Here is a 17,568-nt window from a genome sequence, read left to right as displayed (position 1 = left end):
GGTCACCGGCGTGTCCGGCGACCGCCGCGGCAAGCGCGAGGCGGAAAAGGCGTCAAAGGCCGACCGCCGTCGCGATGCGGCGGCACGCCGCGCCGCCTTCGAGCCGCTGGCCAAGGAAATCCGCGCCACCGAAGCGCTGATGGACCGCATCCGCAAGCGCATCGACGGCATCGAGGACGAACTGTCCAATCCGGCGGTGTACGAAAAGGATCCCTCGACAGCGACCCGGCTGGCCAAGGAGCGCTCGCAACTGGCCCAGACGCTGGCCGGCCACGAGGAAAAGTGGCTGTCCATGTCGGCAGAGTATGAAGAAGGCACGGCGGAGTGATTACGCAATCTCCCCACAAGTGGGGAGATTGGCTAATCATCTGGCCCTACACGCGCCCTTTGAAACCCGCTAGTCTTGCCGCATGAACCAGCACGCCAAGCTTCGCATCGGCCATTCGGCCTGTCCGCATGATTGTCCTTCGACCTGCGCGCTCGAGGTCGAACTGCTCGACGGCAATCGGATCGGCCGCGTCCATGGCGCCAAGTCCAATAGCTACACCGCCGGCGTCGTCTGCGCCAAGGTTGCGCGTTATGCCGACCGCGTCCACCATCCCGACCGTTTGCTGAAGCCGCTGATCCGCGCCGGCGCTAAGGGCGACGGCACCTGGAAGGAAGCGAGCTGGGAGGCCGCGCTCGACCTCGTCGCCGAAAAGTTCATTGCGGCCGAGGAGAGGTACGGCTCGGAGACGATCTGGCCCTACTACTATGCCGGCACGATGGGGCTGGTGCAGCGCGACGGCATCGACCGGCTGCGCCACGCGAAAAAGTATTCCGGCTTCTTCGGGTCGATCTGCACCAATCTCGCCTGGACGGGCTGGATGATGGGGGCCGGCGCCTTGCGCGGGCCGGACCCGCGCGAGATGGCGAAATCCGATTGCGTGGTGATCTGGGGCACCAATGCGGTGGTGACCCAAGTCAACGTCATGACCCACGCCATCAAGGCGCGCAAGGAGCGCGGCGCCAAGATCGTCGTCATCGACGTCTACGAAAACGCGACGATGAAGCAGGCCGATCTTGGCCTTGTGCTGAAGCCAGGCACCGATGGCGCGCTGGCCTGCGCGGTCATGCATGTGCTGTTCAAGGAGGGCATGGCCGACCGCGCCTATCTCTCGAAATACACCGACGACCCGAGAGGGCTGGAAGCGCATCTCGAGACGCGCACTCCGGCGTGGGCGGCCGGGATCACGGGCCTGACGGTTGCCGAGATCGAGGCCTTCGCCCGCCTCGTCGGCACGACCAAGAAGACCTATTTCCGCCTCGGCTATGGTTTTGCACGCCAGCGCAATGGCGCCGTCAACATGCATGCCGCCTCGTGCATCGCGGCTGTCACCGGCAGCTGGCAATATGAGGGCGGCGGCGCCTTCCATTCCAATTCCGGCATCTTCAAGCTCAACCAGGATGTGCTCGAAGGCACCAGGATGCGCGATCCCTCGATCCGCTATCTCGACCATTCGCGCATCGGCCCGGTGCTGACCGGTGCCAGCGATGCGCTCTATGGTGGCCCGCCGGTGACGGCGATGCTGATCCAGAACACCAATCCGGTGAATGTCGCGCCGGAGCAGCGGCTGGTGACGCAAGGCTTCCTGCGCGACGACCTGTTCACTTGCGTGCACGAGCAGTTCATGACCGACACGGCCAAGCTTGCCGACATCGTATTGCCGGCCACGATGTTCCTCGAGCACGACGATGTCTACAAGGGCGGCGGCAACCAGCACATCACGCTTGGCCCCAAGCTGATCGAGCCGCCGGAGGGACCGCGCACCAACCATTTCGTCATCGAGCAATTGGCTGATCGCCTCGGTGTCGCCGACCGTCCGGGTTTCGGCCTGACCGAGCAGCAGCATATCGACATCATCCTGGGCAAGCGCGGGCTGGGCAGTTTCGAAAGCTTGAAGCAAGACAAATGGGTCGACCTGCAGCCGGATTTCGAGGCAGCACACTTCATCAACGGATTTGGCCACGCGGATGGAAAATTCCGCTTCCGCGCCGACTGGACCGGGCAGGCGGCGCCCAACCGGCCGCCCAAAAGCATGGGCCTGTTCGGCCCGGTGGCGCGGCTGCCGGAATTCCCCGACCATGTCGACCTGATCGAGGTCGCCGACGAAGCCCACCCGTTCCGGCTGACGACGTCGCCGGCGCGCAACTTCCTCAATTCGACATTCTCGGAAACACCGGTGTCGAAAGCCAGGGAGGGCCGCCCGGAACTGCTTCTACATCCCGACGATGCCGCGGCACTTGGGCTGGCCGATGGCGACCGTGTCGAGGTCGGCAACCAGCGCGGCGAAGTCGTGCTGCATGCAAAATTGTTCGACGGCATCAAGCGTGGCGTGGTGATCGCCGAAGGCATCTGGCCAAACAGCGCCCATGAGCGCGGCGAGGGCATCAACGTTTTGACCGGCGCCGACGCGCCTGCACCCTATGGGGGTGCTGCCTTCCACGACAACAAGGTCTGGCTGCGCGCGGCAAGGTGAGAGAACTCAGTTGCTCTCGCGTCAAATTATACCGGCAGGGCTTCGGCCACCTTCTTTCGGTTTCGCCTAAGACTGATGTCGTCGGCGATCTGCTCGGCCTCGATCGAGATTTCGCGCAGCAATCCGGTGACCGGATTGTGAAAGCCGATGAGATAGAGGCCAAGCTCTGAAGCCCTCGCATTGACGCCGCTGCGCTCTGGCTGAACGCCGGGCTCCAGCAATTTGGCGTAGCCGGGCCGGAAGCCGGTGGCGAAGATGATCGCGTCGAACTCGCCATGCCTGCCGTCGGTAAAACGGGCGCCCTGTTCGGTGATCTCGGCAATGTCGGGTACGATCTTGATCGCACCTTCGCGGATCTTGCGCACCGTGCCGATATCGATCGTCGGAATGCGCGACGAGAGCGCGATCTGCTGCAGCATTCCTTGCTGCGGCCGCCTGAGCCCGTATTTCCCCAGCCTGCCCAACGCCAGATCGAGGATGATGGGAAACAAGGCATCGTTGATGCGCTGCGGCATCAGGCGCGCCGCCATGCCGATCATCTGGATGGGCACGCCAAGCAGTTCGCGCGGTACGATATGAACGCCGCCGCGCACCGAAATCGTCGGCCGCGCACCGCCTTCCACCAGATCGAGCGCGATCTCGGCGCCGGTATTGCCCATGCCGACGATCAGCACCGGCCGGCCGGCGAAAGGCACTGCGTTGCGATAGTCGGCGCTATGCAGCTTTTGGCCCTTGAAGGCATCGGCGCCGGCAAATCTGGGCATCAGCGGCTCTGCGTTGTTGCCAGATGCAATCACAACGTTTGAAGCATGCAAGGGACCGGTCGTCGTATCCACGAGCCAGCTTCTGCCCCGCCGGGTGATCGCCCGCACTGTTTCTCCAAATCGCGGCCGCAGATCGAAACGTTGCGCATAGGCATCTAGATAGTCGATGAAGAGATCGCGCGGCACATAACGCGGATAGTCCCTGGGAAAGGGCGCGAAGGGCAGCGAGGAAAAGCGCTTGGCCGTGTGCAAATGGACGCGCTCATAGTGGCGTCGCCAGGCGGGTGCGGCCTGCTGCTCCTTTTCCAGCAGGACGAAATCCTGCCCGCTCTGCCGCAGGCACGCGGCAATGGCCAGGCCCGCCGGCCCGGCACCGATGATCGCAACTGGGGTGGTGTCGTCCAAGCCGGCCTCCGCGGCAGAATTCACAGCCCGAGAATGTCAAAAACATGGTGGGAAAGTAAAGGCCTGCCGCGCGACAAATATTTAGACAGGCAAAGGCACCGTCAACCCTACCTTGACCCGGTCCATGGCAACGAACGTGCGGAATTTGCGGACATTGTTGCTGTCGAAGAACAGTTTTCGCGTCAGCGCCTCATAGGCGCCCATGTCGGCCACTGTGATGACCAGGATGAAGTCGGCCTCGCCGGTGACGTAATAGCATTGCTGGACCTCGGGGGTCGCCGAGAACTGCCGCTTGGCCGCGTCGATCAGTTCGGCGCGTTCGCTCTCGAGTTCCACCTCGACGAAGATGGTGATGGGTTGACCGACCGCTGCCGGCTCGACGACAGCGACATTGCCGGCAATGACGCCGGTCTGCTCCATGCGCTTGATGCGGCGCTGCACCGCCGGCGCCGACAGGTTCACCGCCTCGCCGATCAACCGCTGCGGCGTCGTGTTGTCGCGCTGCAGGATGGCAAGGATGGCGAGATCGAAACTATCGAGCGAGGACGGCAATGCAGGCAATGGAATATCCTGGACGAAACAAACTTGCATTTAAGAGACCATATTACAGCGCTCTTTGCGTTGCTCCTGCAATATGTTCTCGCTGACCAACGGGACCGGCCAATGTTCCTGCTCAACCGCAACGCATCGCACCGCCGGCCGCTCGATCCGATCGATGCCGAAACCCTTGGCGTGGCCGGAGCCGACACGGTCGAGCGTTTTCTCAGCCACCGCGACAATCACCGGATGACGCCGCTGCATGCACTGCCGGCGCTCGCCAGCGAATTCGGACTGGGCGCCATCCATATCAAGGATGAGGGCTTTCGCCTCGGCCTCGGCAGCTTCAAGGCGCTTGGCGGCGCCTATGCCGTCTTCCGCCTGGTGCTGGAGGAGGCCGGCAGTCGCCTTGGCCGGCTCCTCGATGTGGCCGATCTCGATCGGCCTGATGTGCGGGCGGTCGCCGCGGCGATGACATTTGCCTGTGCGACCGACGGCAACTATGGCCGCTCCGTCGCGCAAGGCGCGCAACTCGTCGGCGCGCGGGCGGCGATCTTCGTCCACGCCGGGGTCAGCGAGGAGCGCATCGCGGCGATCGCCCGCTATGGCGCCGAGATGATCCGCGTCCACGGCAATTATGACGATTCGGTCAGGCAAGCTGCCCAGGTTTCGGCCGACAAGGACTGGACCGTGGTCTCCGACACCTCGTGGCCGGGCTATGAGCGCATTCCCGGCCTGGTCATGCAGGGCTATACCGCGATCGTACGCGAAGCCTTGCGCCAACTCCCTCGGACGCCGACCCACGTCTTCGTGCAGGCCGGTGTCGGCGGCATTGCCGCCGCGCTGGCCGGTCATCTGGCCACCGTGCTCGGTGACGCTAGGCCGACCTTCATCGTGGTCGAGCCGGCGCGTGCCGCTTGTGTCTTCGCAGCCGCCCAGGTCGGGCGCCCGGTCAAGGTCGCGCACGGCCAGCCGACGGTGATGGCCATGCTTGAATGTTACGAAGCCTCGCCGGTCGCCTGGCGGGTGCTGGCGCGCGCCGCCGACGCCTTCATGACGGTGGATGAGGACGAGGCCATCGCGGTGATGCGGCGGCTGGCCTGGCCGGCCGGCGGTGACCCGGTGATCGTCGCCGGCGAAAGCGGTGGTGTCGGCCTTGCCGGGCTGATCCGGGCGGTGGCCGACAACCGGGCCGATCTTGGACTTGACGGCAAATCGCGGGTGCTGGTGATCAACACCGAAGGCGCCACCGACCCGCATCGCTACGCCGAACTGGTTGGCATGAACCCGGCCGATGTGCTGGAAGGCAAGATGACAGCCGAGGCAACGGCATGATCGCCATCGATGCGCAGCGCCTGCTCGGCCGCATCCGCGAACTCGGCGCTGTTGGCCGGGATGTCGAGGGCAGGCTGACCCGGCTGGCCGCCTCAGACACCGACAGGCAGGGCCGCGACCTCTTCGTCGGCTGGCTTCGGCAGGCCGGGCTCGATGTCGCCATCGACCGGGTCGGCAACATTTTCGGCATCTGGCAAAGCCCGGAAAACACCGGGCAAGCGCCGCTGCTCATCGGCTCGCACATCGACACCGTCATCGATGCCGGCATTTATGACGGCTGCTACGGGGTGCTTGCCGGGCTGGAAGTGATCGAGACGCTCAAGGCGACAGGCTTTTCGCCGTCGCGCCCGGTCGCGGTCGCCGCTTTCACCAATGAGGAGGGCGTACGCTACACACCCGACATGATGGGCTCGCTGGTCCACGCCGGCGGCATCGATGCCGAAACGGTGCTGGCGGCCGTCGGCACCGACGGCAGCGTGCTCGGGCAGGAGCTTGCCCGCATCGGCTATGCCGGCGACCGGGAACCCGGCTTCCTCACGCCGCACGCCTATCTCGAACTGCATATTGAGCAAGGGCCGGTGCTGGAGCGCGAAGGCTTGCCGGTCGGCGCGGTGGAGAATCTGCAAGGCATCTCCTGGCAGCGCATCACAATCGACGGCGTCGCCAACCATGCCGGCACCACGCCGATGTCGATGCGCAACGATGCCGGCCACGCCGCCGCCCGGGTCATCACCTTCCTGCTCGACCGGACCAAAGCCTCGAACGCGCCGACCGTCGCCACCGTCGGCACGATCCGCTTCGAGCCGAATGCCATCAATGTCATCCCTTCGCGCGCGGTCTTCACCGTCGATCTGCGCGATCCCGACGAACAGCGCCTGCAGGCGGCGGAAGCGGCGCTTGCCGCCTATCTCGAGCAGCTTGCCGCCGCTGAGAACGTGACGGTTTCGGTCGAGCAACTGGCCCGCTTCGAACCGGTGATCTTCGACCTGCGCATCGTCGAACAAATCGAGGCCGCCGCGAAACGCCGTGGCCTCGGGGTCAGGCGCATGACATCAGGCGCCGGCCACGACGCGCAGATGCTGGCGTGTATCGCGCCTGCGGCGATGATCTTCGTGCCGAGCGTTGGCGGCATCAGTCACAGTCCTCGCGAACACACCGATGACGCCGAGCTTGTTGCCGGCGCCAACATCCTGCTTGATGTGGCCGCGCAACTGGCAAAGTAGGTCAGAAGGGGCAGAAGCAGAAGGGGCAGAAGAATGTCTGAACTCGATCGCGACGCGCTGAAGCAGGAGATGATTTTCTGGCGGCGCGATCTGCATGCACACCCGGAATTCGGCTTCGAGGAGAAGCGCACCGCCGCCTTCGTCGCCGCCAAACTGCGCGAATTTGGGTTGGACGATGTCACCGAAGGCGTCGGCGGCACCGGTGTCGTCGGCACGCTGAAGCGCGGCAGCGGCAACCGGGCGATTGCGCTGAGGGCCGACATGGATGCGCTGCGCATATCAGAACAATCGGACGCATCTTACCGGTCCGGCAATCCCGGCATCATGCATGCCTGCGGCCATGACGGCCACACCACCATGCTGCTCGGCGCGGCAAAGCTGCTGGCCGGTGAGGGCGGTTTCGACGGCACCGTGCGCTTCGTCTTCCAGCCGGCCGAGGAATGGGGCAGGGGCGCACTCGCCATGCTCGAAGATGGGCTGATGCAGCGCTTTCCCTTCGACGAGATCTTTGGCCTGCACAACATGCCCGGCCTGCCGATCGGGCATTTCGAGACCCGTGCCGGACCCATAATGTCGGCCGAGGACAACTTCGAGATCGTGCTCAAGGGGCTCGGCGGCCATGCCGCGCGGCCGCATGCGGGCAACGAGACGCTGGTCGCGGCCTGCGCGCTGGTCACCAATCTGCAGACCATCGTCTCGCGCCGACTGAGTCCGGCCGACATATCCGTGGTTTCGGTGACCGAGCTGATCACCGACGGCACCCGCAACGCTCTGCCCGGTCTTGCCCGCATCCTCGGCGATGCGCGCAGCTTCCGTCCCGAGGTCAGCGCCGAGATCGAGCGGCAGATGCGCATTCTCGCCGAGGGCATCGCTGCCGCCTATAATGTCACCGCCGAGGTCAAGTACAGCAGGGAGTTCGTGCCGCTGCGCAACGATGCCGAACTGGTCGATGCCGCATTCGCCGCCGCCAGAGGCGTCTTCGAACCCGGCAACATCGCCGTCGCCCGCGAGCCGATGACCGCTTCGGAGGATTTCGCCCGCTTCCTCGACCACGTGCCGGGCTGCTTCGTCTTCCTCGGCAATGGCGAAGCTTCCGCGCCGCTGCACAATTCCAGCTACGACTTCAACGATGACGGGCTGCTGTTCGGCACGAATTTCCATGTAGCCGTGGTCAGGCAAAGGCTGGGTGGCGACGCGGGAAGATGATCGCGTTTTGATCGCCAACTCCCGGGTTTATTGAGATTGCCGGGATGATGGTCAAGACAAGCTCTTGACGGCTGGTGACCGATAGGGCCGTGTGCGTCGGTACGTTTTTAACAAAGACAATCCCCCGATGACGCAGGGGAAAGACTCAGCTAGCCTTACCTGTGCGGCGGACTTAATTATCCGCTTGGCCGGCGCTTCACTCCTCCCAAGCGGCGCCGGCCTTCTTCTCCAAAAGTTCGTCCGGGACGCCACAGCGGGTTGCGGCAGCACGCGAACCTCGCAAAGGCCAAGTTCCGCCTCCGGTTGCCTCGAGAATGCATCGGGAGCGCCGGCGAAACCGCCCTCCATCTTCGACTGCGCGCGTGGACGATTGGCAAGGGAACCAAAGGCTGTTTCTACGGTTGGTTCTGCTCCAAAGGAGTGTTGCACCATGTTCCGTCTGCTCGTCGCCGGCGCCTTCGCCTATGTCACTTATCGCATCGCCAGGAAGATGGTCGAAAACGTGCCCGATACGGTCGACCCGCTGCTGTTGCCGCCGTCGCAACCTGATCGCGAGACCTTGCGACGGCAGTCGGCCGACATGGGTGTCGATCCGCAACGCTAGCCGCGATCCCTTCTCTTCAGACCGGCCCCAGTCCTGCATGGGTTAGGTGTGCCCGCATCGATGTTGCGAACAAAGCAGAAACGATGCTTGATGGGCGATGAACCTCGCCACCGCTGATTCGACCTTTCGGGAACCGACCGTCCAGCCTGCCTATCTCGCGCGGCTGAACGATGCCCAGCGCCAGGCCGTCGAGCACGGCGCCGGTCAGATTGCCGGCCCGTTGCTGGTCATTGCCGGCGCCGGATCTGGCAAGACCAACACGCTGGCGCATCGCGTCGCTCATCTGATCGTCAAGGGCGCCGACCCGCGCCGCATCCTGCTGATGACGTTTTCGCGCCGCGCGGCATCCGAAATGGCCAGGCGCGTCGAGCGTATTGCCGGCGAGGTGCTCGGCCGCGATGCAGCCGTCATCACCGATGCGCTGACCTGGGCCGGCACCTTTCACGGCATCGGCGCGCGGCTGTTGCGCGACTATGCGCTGGAGATCGGTCTCGACCCGGCCTTCACCATCCATGATCGCGAGGATTCCGCCGACCTGATGAATCTGGTCCGCCACGAACTCGGCTTCTCGAAGACGGAAGCGCGTTTCCCCACCAAGGGCACTTGCCTTGCCATCTATTCGCGCGCGGTGAACGCGCAGGCGCCGCTCAACGAGGTGTTGGGTTCCGCCTTTCCCTGGTGCGCCGGCTGGGCGGAGCAGCTGAAAGAATTGTTCGCCGGTTATGTCGAGGCCAAGCAGGCGCAAAACGTGCTCGATTACGACGATTTGCTGCTCTACTGGGCGCAGATGGCGGCGGAGCCCGAGATAGCGGCGCATCTGGGCGGGCGTTTCGACCATGTGCTGGTCGACGAATACCAGGACACAAATCGCCTGCAGGCTTCGATCCTCATGGCGCTGAAACCCGACGGCGCCGGGCTGACGGTGGTGGGCGACGATGCGCAATCGATCTATTCGTTCCGCGCCGCCGAGGTTCGCAACATCCTCGACTTCCCCAATCAGTTCGCGCAAGCCGCCGACGTGGTGATGCTGGAGCGCAATTACCGCTCGACCGAGACCATCCTTGCTGCCGCCAACGCGGTGATCGGCGAAGCCTCGGAGCGCTTCACCAAAAACCTGTGGTCGGAGCGCAAATCCAGCGACAGGCCAAAACTGGTGACCGTGCGCGACGAAGTCGAGCAGGCCAATTTCGTCTGCGACACCATCCTGGCCGAGCGCGAGGCGGGCACAGCGCTGAAATCCCAGGCGGTGCTGTTTCGCGCCTCGCATCACAGCGGGCCGCTGGAGATCGAACTGACGCGGCGCAACATTCCCTTCGTCAAATTCGGCGGCCTGAAGTTTCTCGATGCCGCCCACGTCAAGGATGTGCTGGCGGTGCTGCGCTTTGCCGAAAACCCGCGCGACCGGGTCGCCGGTTTTCGCGTATTGCAACTCTTGCCTGGCATCGGCCCTTCGGCCGCCGCGCAGATCGTCGAGACCATGACGACGGCGCTGGACGAGGCCATGGGGCTGGCCGGCTGGCGTCCGCCGCAACGCGCGGCGGACGACTGGCCTGGCTTCGTCGCGCTCTATTCCGGCCTGCGCGCCGGCGCCAGATGGCCGGCCGACCTCGAACAGATCAGGCTGTGGTACGAGCCGCATCTGGAACGCATCCACGAGGACGCGACGACGCGCCGGGCCGACCTGTTGCAACTTGAGCAGATCGGCTCGGGCTATGCCTCGCGCGAGCGCTTCCTGACCGAACTGACGCTCGATCCGCCGGACGCCACCAGCGACCAGGCTGGGCCGCCGCATCGCGACGAGGATTATCTGATCCTGTCGACCATCCACTCGGCCAAGGGCCAGGAGTGGAAAAATGTCTTCGTGCTCAACACCGTCGATGGCTGCATCCCGGCCGATCTCGGCGTCGGCACCAAGGAGGACATCGAGGAGGAGCGCCGGCTGCTCTATGTCGCGATGACACGGGCCAAGGACAATCTCAACCTGGTCATGCCGCAGCGTTTCTTTCCACATGGCCAGGCGGCGCGCGGCGACCGCCATCTCTATGCCTCGCGCACCCGTTTCATCCCGGCCTCGATCCTCGCCGCGTTCGAACAGATGTCGTGGCCAAGCGCGCTGGCCGCGCAGGGCAGGGCGGCCCGGCCGGAGGTGCGCGTCGACATTGGCGCCCGTATGCGCGGCATGTGGAAATAGCCGAGGCCATGCCGCAGCCGCCGATCAGGATCGCCATCGCCGGCGCGCTCGGCCGCATGGGCCGCCAGATGACGGACGCCGTGCGGGTCGATCCACGGCTGGCGCTCGCTGCGCGGTTCCATCGGCCCGGCGCTGCCGGCGATGGGCTGGTCAGCCGCGAGGAGGCGCTTGCCACGGCCGATGTGGTCATCGACTTCACGACGCCGGCGGCCTCGGCTGACCTGGCAAGGTTTTGCGCCGCCCGCGGCGGGCCGGCCCTGGTCATCGGATCGACCGGTTTCGATGCGACTGAATTCGCCGACATCGCCGAGGCCGCGAAGACCATCGCCATCGTGCGCTCCGGCAGCTTTTCGCTGGGGCTGAACATGCTGGTCGGATTGGTCGAACAGGCGGCGACAGCGCTCGATCCCGAAGACTGGGACGCCGAGGTCTTCGAGGCGCATCACCGACACAAGATCGACGCGCCGTCAGGTACCGCTTTGATGCTTGGCCAGGCCGTGGCCGGCGGCCGCAAGGTCGAGCTCGACGCGGTGGCGCGGCCTGTTCGCGATGGCGCCATTGGCGCGCGGCCTCCCGGTGAGATCGGCTTTGCGGTGCTGCGTGGCGGCAGCATCATCGGCGAACACAGCGTGAGCTTCTGTGCCGAAGGCGAGCTTGTGACCTTGTCGCATGCGGCCGGCGACCGCGTCATGTTCGCCCGCGGCGCCATTGCCGCCGCGCTCTGGCTCGAGGGACGCCCGCCCGGCGAATACGACATGCGCGACGTTCTCGGTTTCGGCGCTCCGTGACCGGCAGCCACAACGGATTCCATTTCAACGGCCGTTAAAACGACTGAAAGCCAGCTGAAAGCTTGGGCGTGCCATGAAGTCATTACGGCGTTCGCCGTGTGACCGGTGCGGGAGCGGCCGGTAAGGAGGAATGCGGCGCAGCCGGGATGGCGCGCCGCCCAAGTGGAGGAAGTTTCGTGACCGGTTTCATCTCGAAGTGCGCCCTGCGCACAGCGGCGCTAAGCCTTGCTATTGCAGCCACAAGCGCCACGGTGGCTTCGGCTGCCGACAAAATCACCATCATCGTCGGCGGCATGGAAAAGCAGATCTATCTGCCTGCCGTGCTCACCCAGCAGCTCGGCTACTTCAAGGACCAGGGGCTCGATGTCGAACTGCTCAACTCGCGCGCCGGGGTCGAGGCCGAAAATGAACTGCTGGCAGGTGCCGTCCAAGGCGTTGTCGGCTTCTACGATCACACCGTCGACCTGCAGTCGAAGGGCAAATACATCCAGTCGATCGTCCAGTTCAGCCAAGCGCCCGGTGAGGTCGAGCTGGTCTCCGCCAAGCACCCGGAGATCAAGTCGCCCGCCGATTTCAAGGGCGCCACGCTCGGCGTCACCGGTCTCGGCTCCTCGACCGATTTCCTGACCCAGTATCTTGCCGTGCGCAGCGGCCTGAAGCCCGGCGACTACACGCTGCTGCCGGTCGGCGCCGGCAACACCTTCATCGCCGCCGTCAAGCAGGACCAGATCCAGGCCGGCATGACCACCGAGCCGACCATCGCCAAACTGCTCAAGACCGGCGAGGCAAGCATCCTGGTCGACATGCGCACGCCCGAAAAGACCAAGGAAGCGCTGGGCGGCGACTATCCGGCGGCGTCCTTCTATGTCCAGTCCTCCTGGCTGGAAGGCCACAAGGATGAGGCACAGAAGCTCGCCAATGCCTTCGTCAAGACGATGAAATTCATCGCCACGCATTCGGCCGAAGAGATCGCCGACAAGATGCCGAAGGATTATTATGCCGGCAACCGGGACCTTTACGTGCAGGGGCTGGCCGGCGGCAAGGCGATGTTCACGCCGGATGGCCGCATGCCGGCCGATGGTCCGCCGACCGTGCTCAAGGTTCTCTCGACATTCTCGAAGAGCCTGCAAGGCAAGCAGATCGACCTGTCGAAGACCTACACGACCGAATTCGTCGACGCTGCCAAATAGCGGCGCCAGCCTACCACTCGTTGAATAACAAGGACTTGCGCCGGCTGCTTGAATCAAGAAGGCAGCGGCGCGGCCTCCCGAACACCTGGAGATCCGTGGCACTGCCGCGGGCTCCCTTGCCCCATTGCGACAGGAGTGCGCCATGCAAGTGCAACCCATGGCGGCCGAGAAGCTGTCTCAGGCCGCGCCACAAGCCGACGCCGCGATCGCCATCGATGATGTGACCTTGCGTTTCGTCACGCCCGACGGGCACATGATGACGGCGATCCGCGATTTCACGATGACCGTGGCGCGCGGCGAGTTCGCCTGCGTCGTCGGGCCGACCGGCTGCGGCAAGTCGACGACGCTCAACCTGGTCACCGGCCTGTTGCGGCCGACGACCGGCAATGTCCGCGTCATGGGCACGCCGGTCACCGATATCAGCCGGGACATCGGCTTTGTCTTCCAGGCGGATGCGCTGTTTCCCTGGCGCAGTGTCATCGACAATGTCGCCGCCGGTCCACTTTATCGCGGCACGCCAAAGGCGCAGGCCTACGACCGCGCCCGCGACTGGATCGCCCGCGTCGGCCTCGGCCGCTTCGAGAAGCACTATCCGCACCAGCTTTCGGGCGGCATGCGCAAGCGCGTCGCGCTGGCGCAGACCTTCATCAACCAGCCCAAGATCCTTTTGATGGACGAGCCGTTCAGCGCGCTCGACATGCAGACGCGCACCGCCATGCAGGACGAATTGCTGGATCTGTGGTCGGAGCAGAAATCCTCGGTTGTCTTCGTCACCCACGACCTAGAGGAGGCGGTGGCGCTGGCCGACAAGGTCTATGTGCTCACCGCTGGGCCGGGCACGGTCAAGAGCGTCTACCGCATCGACCTGCCGCGCCCCCGCGTCATGGCCGACATCCGCTACGACCCGAACTTCGTCGAGATCGCCAAGGTGATCTGGAACGATCTGCGCGAGGAAGTGCAGCTCGGCCAGAGCCGGACCTTGCAGACCGGACATTGAAAGGAGAAACAGCATGACCGCAATCTCTCCGACCGCCAACCAGGCCGCCGTCCGCGATGCTTCCATCGCCGTTGCCGAAGCCCGGGCGAGGGCAAGGCTGCGCCGCCGCCACGCGCTTGTCATCTCCTTGCGCCTGGCGATCCTGGTCGTCTTCCTTGGCCTGTGGGAACTCGGCGCCGACTACAACATCATCGACCCGTTCTTCTTCGCCAGCCCTTCTGGCATCTGGCAGCAGATCTGGTCGTGGATCACCGAAGGCACCTCGCAAGGCCCACTCTGGCTGCAGATCTACGTGACGCTGGAGGAAACCTTCCTCGGCTTTGTCATCGGTGCCCTTGGCGGCATCGCCGCCGGCATCATCCTCGGCCGCAATCGGCTGTTGGCGGATGTCTTTTCGATCTACATCAAGATCGCCAATTCGGTGCCGCGCGTCGTGCTCGGCTCGGTGTTCATCATCGCGCTCGGCCTCGGCATGGCGTCCAAGGTGGCGCTTGCCGTGGTGATGGTGTTCTTCGTTGTTTTCGCCAACGCCTTCCAGGGTGTGCGCGAGGCCGACAGGGCAATGATCGCCAATGCCCAGATCCTTGGCGCCTCGCCGTTCCAGATCACCCGCACCGTCATCATTCCTTCGGCGATGAGCTGGATCCTCGCCAGCCTGCATGTCAGCTTCGGCTTCGCGCTGGTCGGCGCGGTGGTCGGCGAGTTCCTCGGCGCCAAGCAAGGCATGGGCCTGCTGATCTCGACCGCGCAGGGCGCCTTCAACGCCAATGGCGTGTTCGCCGCGATGATCATCCTGGCTGTCATGGCGCTGGTGGTGGAGTTCATCATCACCCGCTTCGAGAACTATGTCGTGAAGTGGCGGCCGGCGCCGTTCAACGAGCAGGGAACGTGATCGGTCAGACCAGGGGCAGCCTGACCGGTCAGGCCAGCGGCAGCCTGACCTCAACCAACAGACCGCCGGCCGCGCCATCCCCAAGGGTGACGCGGCCGCCGGCATTTTCGACGACCTCGCGTACAATGGCGAGTCCCAGCCCGCTGCCTTCCTCGGTCGAACCGGCAATACGGTAGAAGCGCTCGAAGACATGGTCTCGCTCGTCCGCCGGAATGCCAGGCCCGTCGTCGGCGACCGTCAGCACGGCTTCGCCGTCGATGGCCGCCAGCTTCACCGTGACACTGCCCTCAGCCCGGGAGTAGCGCAGTGCGTTGTCGACGAGGTTGACGATCATCTCGCGCAGCATGGTGCCGTCGCCGATGACCGGAACGGGGCCAGCCTCCTCGAGGCCGAGATCTATTTTGCGATCGATGGCCGTTGGCGCCAGGGTTTCCAGCACGTGCCGGGCGGCTTCCGCCAGGTCAATGCGGTCGGCGCGCGGCCGCCGGCTGCCTGGCTCGGCGCGTGACAGGGTCAAGAGCTGTTCGGCCAGCCGCGCCAGTTTGCCGGAACTCGCCTGCAGCGCCACCAGCGCCTCCTGGCGGGCATCGGCGGCACTTTCGCGAAGCGCATAGCTTGCCTGTGTCGACAGCAGCGCCAGGGGCGTGCGCAGCTGGTGCGCCGCATTGGCGATGAAGCGGCGTTGCGCCGCCATCTGCGCCCGCACGCGCTCCATGTAGGCGTTGAGGGCGTCGATCAGCGGGCGGATCTCGCTTTGCGCACCGGGCACTTCGACGGGGTCAAGGTCGCTGCGGTTTGGCGAGCGTACCGCATCGCGCAGCCGGATCAACGGCGCCAGGCCGCGACGCAAGCCGAGCAGCACGAACACGCCGGCAATCGCCACCAGCGCCAGTTGCTGGGCAAAGGCGCTGAACCAAAGCTGTTTGACCATGGCGTCATGGCCGGCAAGGGTGACGCCCACGGTGACTGATATTGGCGAGTCGTTGCCGGCGCCGATCACCGCATGGCCAAGGGTCAGGAGCCGCAGCTGGTGATCGCGGTAGGCGGCCTCGACACTGGCATGCTGCGGCGCTTCGGGCAGGTCGGGATATCCGGTCAGCAGCCGCCCGCCGGCTGTCTCGACGCGATAGTAGACGCTGTCGCGGTCGCCGGTGTCGAACATCTCGATCGCCGCCGGGGGCACCGTGGCATCGAGCACGCCGTCGACCATGGCGACCTGCTCGGCAATCGCCCGCGCCGATCCGACGAGCATCCGGTCGGTGACCAGGTCCGCGGTCGCCAGTGCGTTGCGCTGGCTGGTCCACAGGTTGATGGTCGCGAGCCCGGCAAGCGGCAGCACCACCCATGCCAGCAATTGCAGGCGGAGGCTGTTGATCCTCATGGCGCCAGGATCGTCACGGCGCCAAATCGTCTTGGCGCAACAGGTAGCCGAGGCCACGCAGTGTGGCGATCTGGACCCGCGACCCGTCGAGCTTCTTGCGCACGCGGTGCACGTAGATCTCGATGGCGCTGGGATCGGCGTCGGTCTCGAAATCGTAGATCGCGGCCGACAATGCCGCCTTGCTCACCGTGCGTCCGGCCTTGACCATCAATTGCTCAAGCACGGCATGCTCGCGCGGTGTCAGCGCCAGCGCCTCGCCGGCAAGCGAAAACAGCCGCGTGTTGGTGTCGAAGACGAGATCACCGCAGGCAACGACCGGCGCGGTGCGGTCATTGGCACGGCGCAATTGCGCGCGGATTCGTGCTTCGAGCTCTTCGATCTGGAAGGGCTTGGCCAGATAGTCGTCGGCGCCCTCATTGAGGCCCTTGACCCGGCCGTCGAGACTGGCGTTTGCGGTCAGCACGATCACCGGCACCCGGTTGCCGCGCGTCCGCAACATTCGCAGCACCTCCAGCCCGCTCATGCGCGGCAGCGCAAGGTCGAGGATGACAAGCGCGTGGTCACCGGCGGCGAGCGCGTGTTCGACATCCTCGCCATCATGGACGATGTCGACGACATAGTTCGCCTGACGCAGGGTCTTGCCCAGCCAATCCGCCAGCTCGCGATTGTCTTCTACAAGCAGCAACCGCATTTCTATCGCTGTCCTGGGGTGCAGGTCACCCGGATTTCCGCCACTTCTTCAACTGGCGCCGCCAAGTCGCGCCCGATTGATGATCGTGCACAAGCGATAATCTCGATCCAACCGCAAGGCAAATGTAGGAGATCCAGAAGTTCAGATGGTGCGCAATCGCTTCAAACCGAACCGTTCAGTTCGATTTCTGTTGACGCACTGTGTAGCAGATGGTGAACGCCGGCCTGGCGAGCGGTCGCGCCTGGTGATGGGCGTTATCGATTAACTGTCTGATTTCAAACAGTTAAATTATGACCGCCGAGACCCTGTGTCAAATTTCAAGGCCTGGATTCGAGCCGCGGGGGAACATCTTCGTGATTGGAATCCGCGGCAGCGCGAGCCCATCTCGGGGTGGTCCGAGCGACGCGAAATTCCTCCCAAGGGCACGCCACTAGACGGACATGACAAATACTGGAGTAATTAAAATGACCAAGATCGCTCTTACCGCCGCCGCCATCCTCGTTGCCACGGGCACTGCTTTTGCCGGCAGCGACAATTATGGCTCGGCCAACGCCAATCAGCCTGCCGTCGCTGTCGACCATTCGATCACCGCTTCGGTCTCCAAGTCGACGCAGACCGTCCAGGCCCCCGCTTCGCAGGGCGCTGACCGCAACCTCTTCGGCCGCTAATCGCGACTGCCGATATCGACCCAAACTTGAACTCAGGAGTAATTAAAATGACCAAGATCGCTCTTACCGCTGCCGCCATCCTCGTTGCCACGGGCACTGCTTTTGCCGGCAGCGACAATTATGGCTCGGCCAACGCCAATCAGCCTGCCGTCACCGTCGACCAGTCGGCCACTGCTT

16 protein-coding genes and 1 pseudogene are annotated in these 17,568 nt (G+C 64.6%); 13 read left to right on the top strand and 4 right to left on the bottom strand.

From position 1 onward, the window contains the following. Both ENZ75_RS02925 and ENZ75_RS02920 read left to right on the top strand, forming a co-directional pair. Positions 1–328 (top strand): annotated as a pseudogene (locus tag ENZ75_RS02925) (ABC transporter ATP-binding protein); the annotation flags it as partial. Between the two features lie 82 nt (positions 329–410). Then, the gene (locus ENZ75_RS02920; protein WP_013532465.1) at positions 411–2,519 is read left to right on the top strand and encodes a molybdopterin oxidoreductase family protein; all 2,109 of its coding nucleotides are present in this window, start codon (positions 411–413) and stop codon (positions 2,517–2,519) included. A 26-nt stretch (positions 2,520–2,545) separates the two neighbouring features. On the opposite strand, the gene ENZ75_RS02915 is transcribed toward ENZ75_RS02920, so the two are convergent. Both ENZ75_RS02915 and ENZ75_RS02910 read right to left on the bottom strand, forming a co-directional pair. Beyond that, positions 2,546–3,688, bottom strand: coding sequence for an NAD(P)/FAD-dependent oxidoreductase (locus ENZ75_RS02915; RefSeq protein ID WP_013532464.1), 1,143 nt, complete (start codon positions 3,686–3,688; stop codon positions 2,546–2,548). Between the two features lie 81 nt (positions 3,689–3,769). Further along, positions 3,770–4,279, bottom strand: a complete 510-nt coding sequence (locus ENZ75_RS02910) for an Lrp/AsnC family transcriptional regulator (RefSeq protein WP_063167707.1) — start codon at positions 4,277–4,279, stop codon at positions 3,770–3,772. A 72-nt stretch (positions 4,280–4,351) separates the two neighbouring features. Here ENZ75_RS02910 and ENZ75_RS02905 point away from each other — a divergent pair, with 72 nt between their 5' ends. From ENZ75_RS02905 to ENZ75_RS02865, 9 genes are all read left to right on the top strand, one after another. Beyond that, positions 4,352–5,560 carry a diaminopropionate ammonia-lyase gene (locus tag ENZ75_RS02905; RefSeq protein WP_013532462.1) on the top strand — a complete coding sequence of 403 codons (1,209 nt, stop codon included), beginning with the start codon at positions 4,352–4,354 and terminating at the stop codon, positions 5,558–5,560. Beyond that, complete coding sequence (locus ENZ75_RS02900) at positions 5,557–6,783, top strand: Zn-dependent hydrolase (protein WP_013532461.1); 1,227 nt, start codon at positions 5,557–5,559, stop codon at positions 6,781–6,783. Before ENZ75_RS02905 ends, ENZ75_RS02900 begins: the two co-directional genes overlap by 4 nt. Before the next feature lie 33 nt (positions 6,784–6,816). Next, positions 6,817–7,989 (top strand): M20 aminoacylase family protein, encoded by a 1,173-nt coding sequence (locus ENZ75_RS02895; RefSeq protein ID WP_013532460.1) that lies wholly within the window; start codon positions 6,817–6,819, stop codon positions 7,987–7,989. Positions 7,990–8,419: 430 nt separating this feature from the next. Beyond that, the gene (locus ENZ75_RS02890; RefSeq protein ID WP_013532459.1) at positions 8,420–8,593 is read left to right on the top strand and encodes a hypothetical protein; all 174 of its coding nucleotides are present in this window, start codon (positions 8,420–8,422) and stop codon (positions 8,591–8,593) included. Positions 8,594–8,690: 97 nt separating this feature from the next. Next, the gene (locus ENZ75_RS02885; protein WP_013532458.1) at positions 8,691–10,784 is read left to right on the top strand and encodes an ATP-dependent helicase; all 2,094 of its coding nucleotides are present in this window, start codon (positions 8,691–8,693) and stop codon (positions 10,782–10,784) included. An 8-nt stretch (positions 10,785–10,792) separates the two neighbouring features. After that, complete coding sequence (dapB, locus tag ENZ75_RS02880) at positions 10,793–11,572, top strand: 4-hydroxy-tetrahydrodipicolinate reductase (protein WP_063167708.1); 780 nt, start codon at positions 10,793–10,795, stop codon at positions 11,570–11,572. A gap of 203 nt (positions 11,573–11,775) precedes the next feature. Continuing rightward, a complete protein-coding gene (locus ENZ75_RS02875) occupies positions 11,776–12,762 on the top strand; it encodes an ABC transporter substrate-binding protein (protein WP_245265360.1) in 987 nt (328 codons plus the stop codon). A gap of 142 nt (positions 12,763–12,904) precedes the next feature. Further along, positions 12,905–13,759 carry an ABC transporter ATP-binding protein gene (locus ENZ75_RS02870; RefSeq protein WP_013532455.1) on the top strand — a complete coding sequence of 285 codons (855 nt, stop codon included), beginning with the start codon at positions 12,905–12,907 and terminating at the stop codon, positions 13,757–13,759. A 13-nt stretch (positions 13,760–13,772) separates the two neighbouring features. Next, complete coding sequence (locus ENZ75_RS02865; RefSeq protein ID WP_013532454.1) at positions 13,773–14,651, top strand: ABC transporter permease; 879 nt, start codon at positions 13,773–13,775, stop codon at positions 14,649–14,651. A gap of 28 nt (positions 14,652–14,679) precedes the next feature. Here ENZ75_RS02865 and ENZ75_RS02860 read toward each other — a convergent pair whose 3' ends face one another. Beyond that, positions 14,680–16,032 (bottom strand): sensor histidine kinase, encoded by a 1,353-nt coding sequence (locus ENZ75_RS02860; RefSeq protein WP_013532453.1) that lies wholly within the window; start codon positions 16,030–16,032, stop codon positions 14,680–14,682. Positions 16,033–16,045: 13 nt separating this feature from the next. Next, entirely contained in the window at positions 16,046–16,723 is a 678-nt protein-coding gene (locus ENZ75_RS02855) for a response regulator (RefSeq protein WP_013532452.1), read from the bottom strand. Positions 16,724–17,187: 464 nt separating this feature from the next. Here ENZ75_RS02855 and ENZ75_RS02850 point away from each other — a divergent pair, with 464 nt between their 5' ends. After that, complete coding sequence (locus ENZ75_RS02850) at positions 17,188–17,391, top strand: DUF680 domain-containing protein (RefSeq protein WP_013532451.1); 204 nt, start codon at positions 17,188–17,190, stop codon at positions 17,389–17,391. A gap of 47 nt (positions 17,392–17,438) precedes the next feature. Then, positions 17,439–17,568 (top strand): DUF680 domain-containing protein (locus tag ENZ75_RS02845; RefSeq protein WP_128277881.1); only part of this gene is annotated, 130 nt, incomplete at its 3' end.

The organism is Mesorhizobium sp. M7A.F.Ca.CA.002.04.1.1, from assembly GCF_004022805.1.
Taxonomy (GTDB): domain Bacteria; phylum Pseudomonadota; class Alphaproteobacteria; order Rhizobiales; family Rhizobiaceae; genus Mesorhizobium; species Mesorhizobium ciceri.
Note: the sequence above shows the minus strand (reverse complement) of the source record. Positions and strands in the feature narration are given on the sequence as shown.

What these genes read in the sequence shown, in the direction of transcription:
- ENZ75_RS02850 (WP_013532451.1), top strand. Translation starts at nt 17,188, where the DNA reads ATGACCAAGATCGCTCTTACCGCCGCCGCCATCCTCGTTGCCACGGGC.
- ENZ75_RS02860 (WP_013532453.1), bottom strand. Translation starts at nt 16,032, where the DNA reads ATGAGGATCAACAGCCTCCGCCTGCAATTGCTGGCATGGGTGGTGCTG.
- ENZ75_RS02895 (WP_013532460.1), top strand. Translation starts at nt 6,817, where the DNA reads ATGTCTGAACTCGATCGCGACGCGCTGAAGCAGGAGATGATTTTCTGG.
- ENZ75_RS02870 (WP_013532455.1), top strand. Translation starts at nt 12,905, where the DNA reads ATGCAAGTGCAACCCATGGCGGCCGAGAAGCTGTCTCAGGCCGCGCCA.
- dapB (WP_063167708.1), top strand. Translation starts at nt 10,793, where the DNA reads ATGCCGCAGCCGCCGATCAGGATCGCCATCGCCGGCGCGCTCGGCCGC.
- ENZ75_RS02855 (WP_013532452.1), bottom strand. Translation starts at nt 16,723, where the DNA reads ATGCGGTTGCTGCTTGTAGAAGACAATCGCGAGCTGGCGGATTGGCTG.
- ENZ75_RS02920 (WP_013532465.1), top strand. Translation starts at nt 411, where the DNA reads ATGAACCAGCACGCCAAGCTTCGCATCGGCCATTCGGCCTGTCCGCAT.
- ENZ75_RS02865 (WP_013532454.1), top strand. Translation starts at nt 13,773, where the DNA reads ATGACCGCAATCTCTCCGACCGCCAACCAGGCCGCCGTCCGCGATGCT.
- ENZ75_RS02890 (WP_013532459.1), top strand. Translation starts at nt 8,420, where the DNA reads ATGTTCCGTCTGCTCGTCGCCGGCGCCTTCGCCTATGTCACTTATCGC.
- ENZ75_RS02910 (WP_063167707.1), bottom strand. Translation starts at nt 4,279, where the DNA reads ATGCAAGTTTGTTTCGTCCAGGATATTCCATTGCCTGCATTGCCGTCC.
- ENZ75_RS02905 (WP_013532462.1), top strand. Translation starts at nt 4,352, where the DNA reads ATGTTCCTGCTCAACCGCAACGCATCGCACCGCCGGCCGCTCGATCCG.
- ENZ75_RS02885 (WP_013532458.1), top strand. Translation starts at nt 8,691, where the DNA reads ATGAACCTCGCCACCGCTGATTCGACCTTTCGGGAACCGACCGTCCAG.
- ENZ75_RS02900 (WP_013532461.1), top strand. Translation starts at nt 5,557, where the DNA reads ATGATCGCCATCGATGCGCAGCGCCTGCTCGGCCGCATCCGCGAACTC.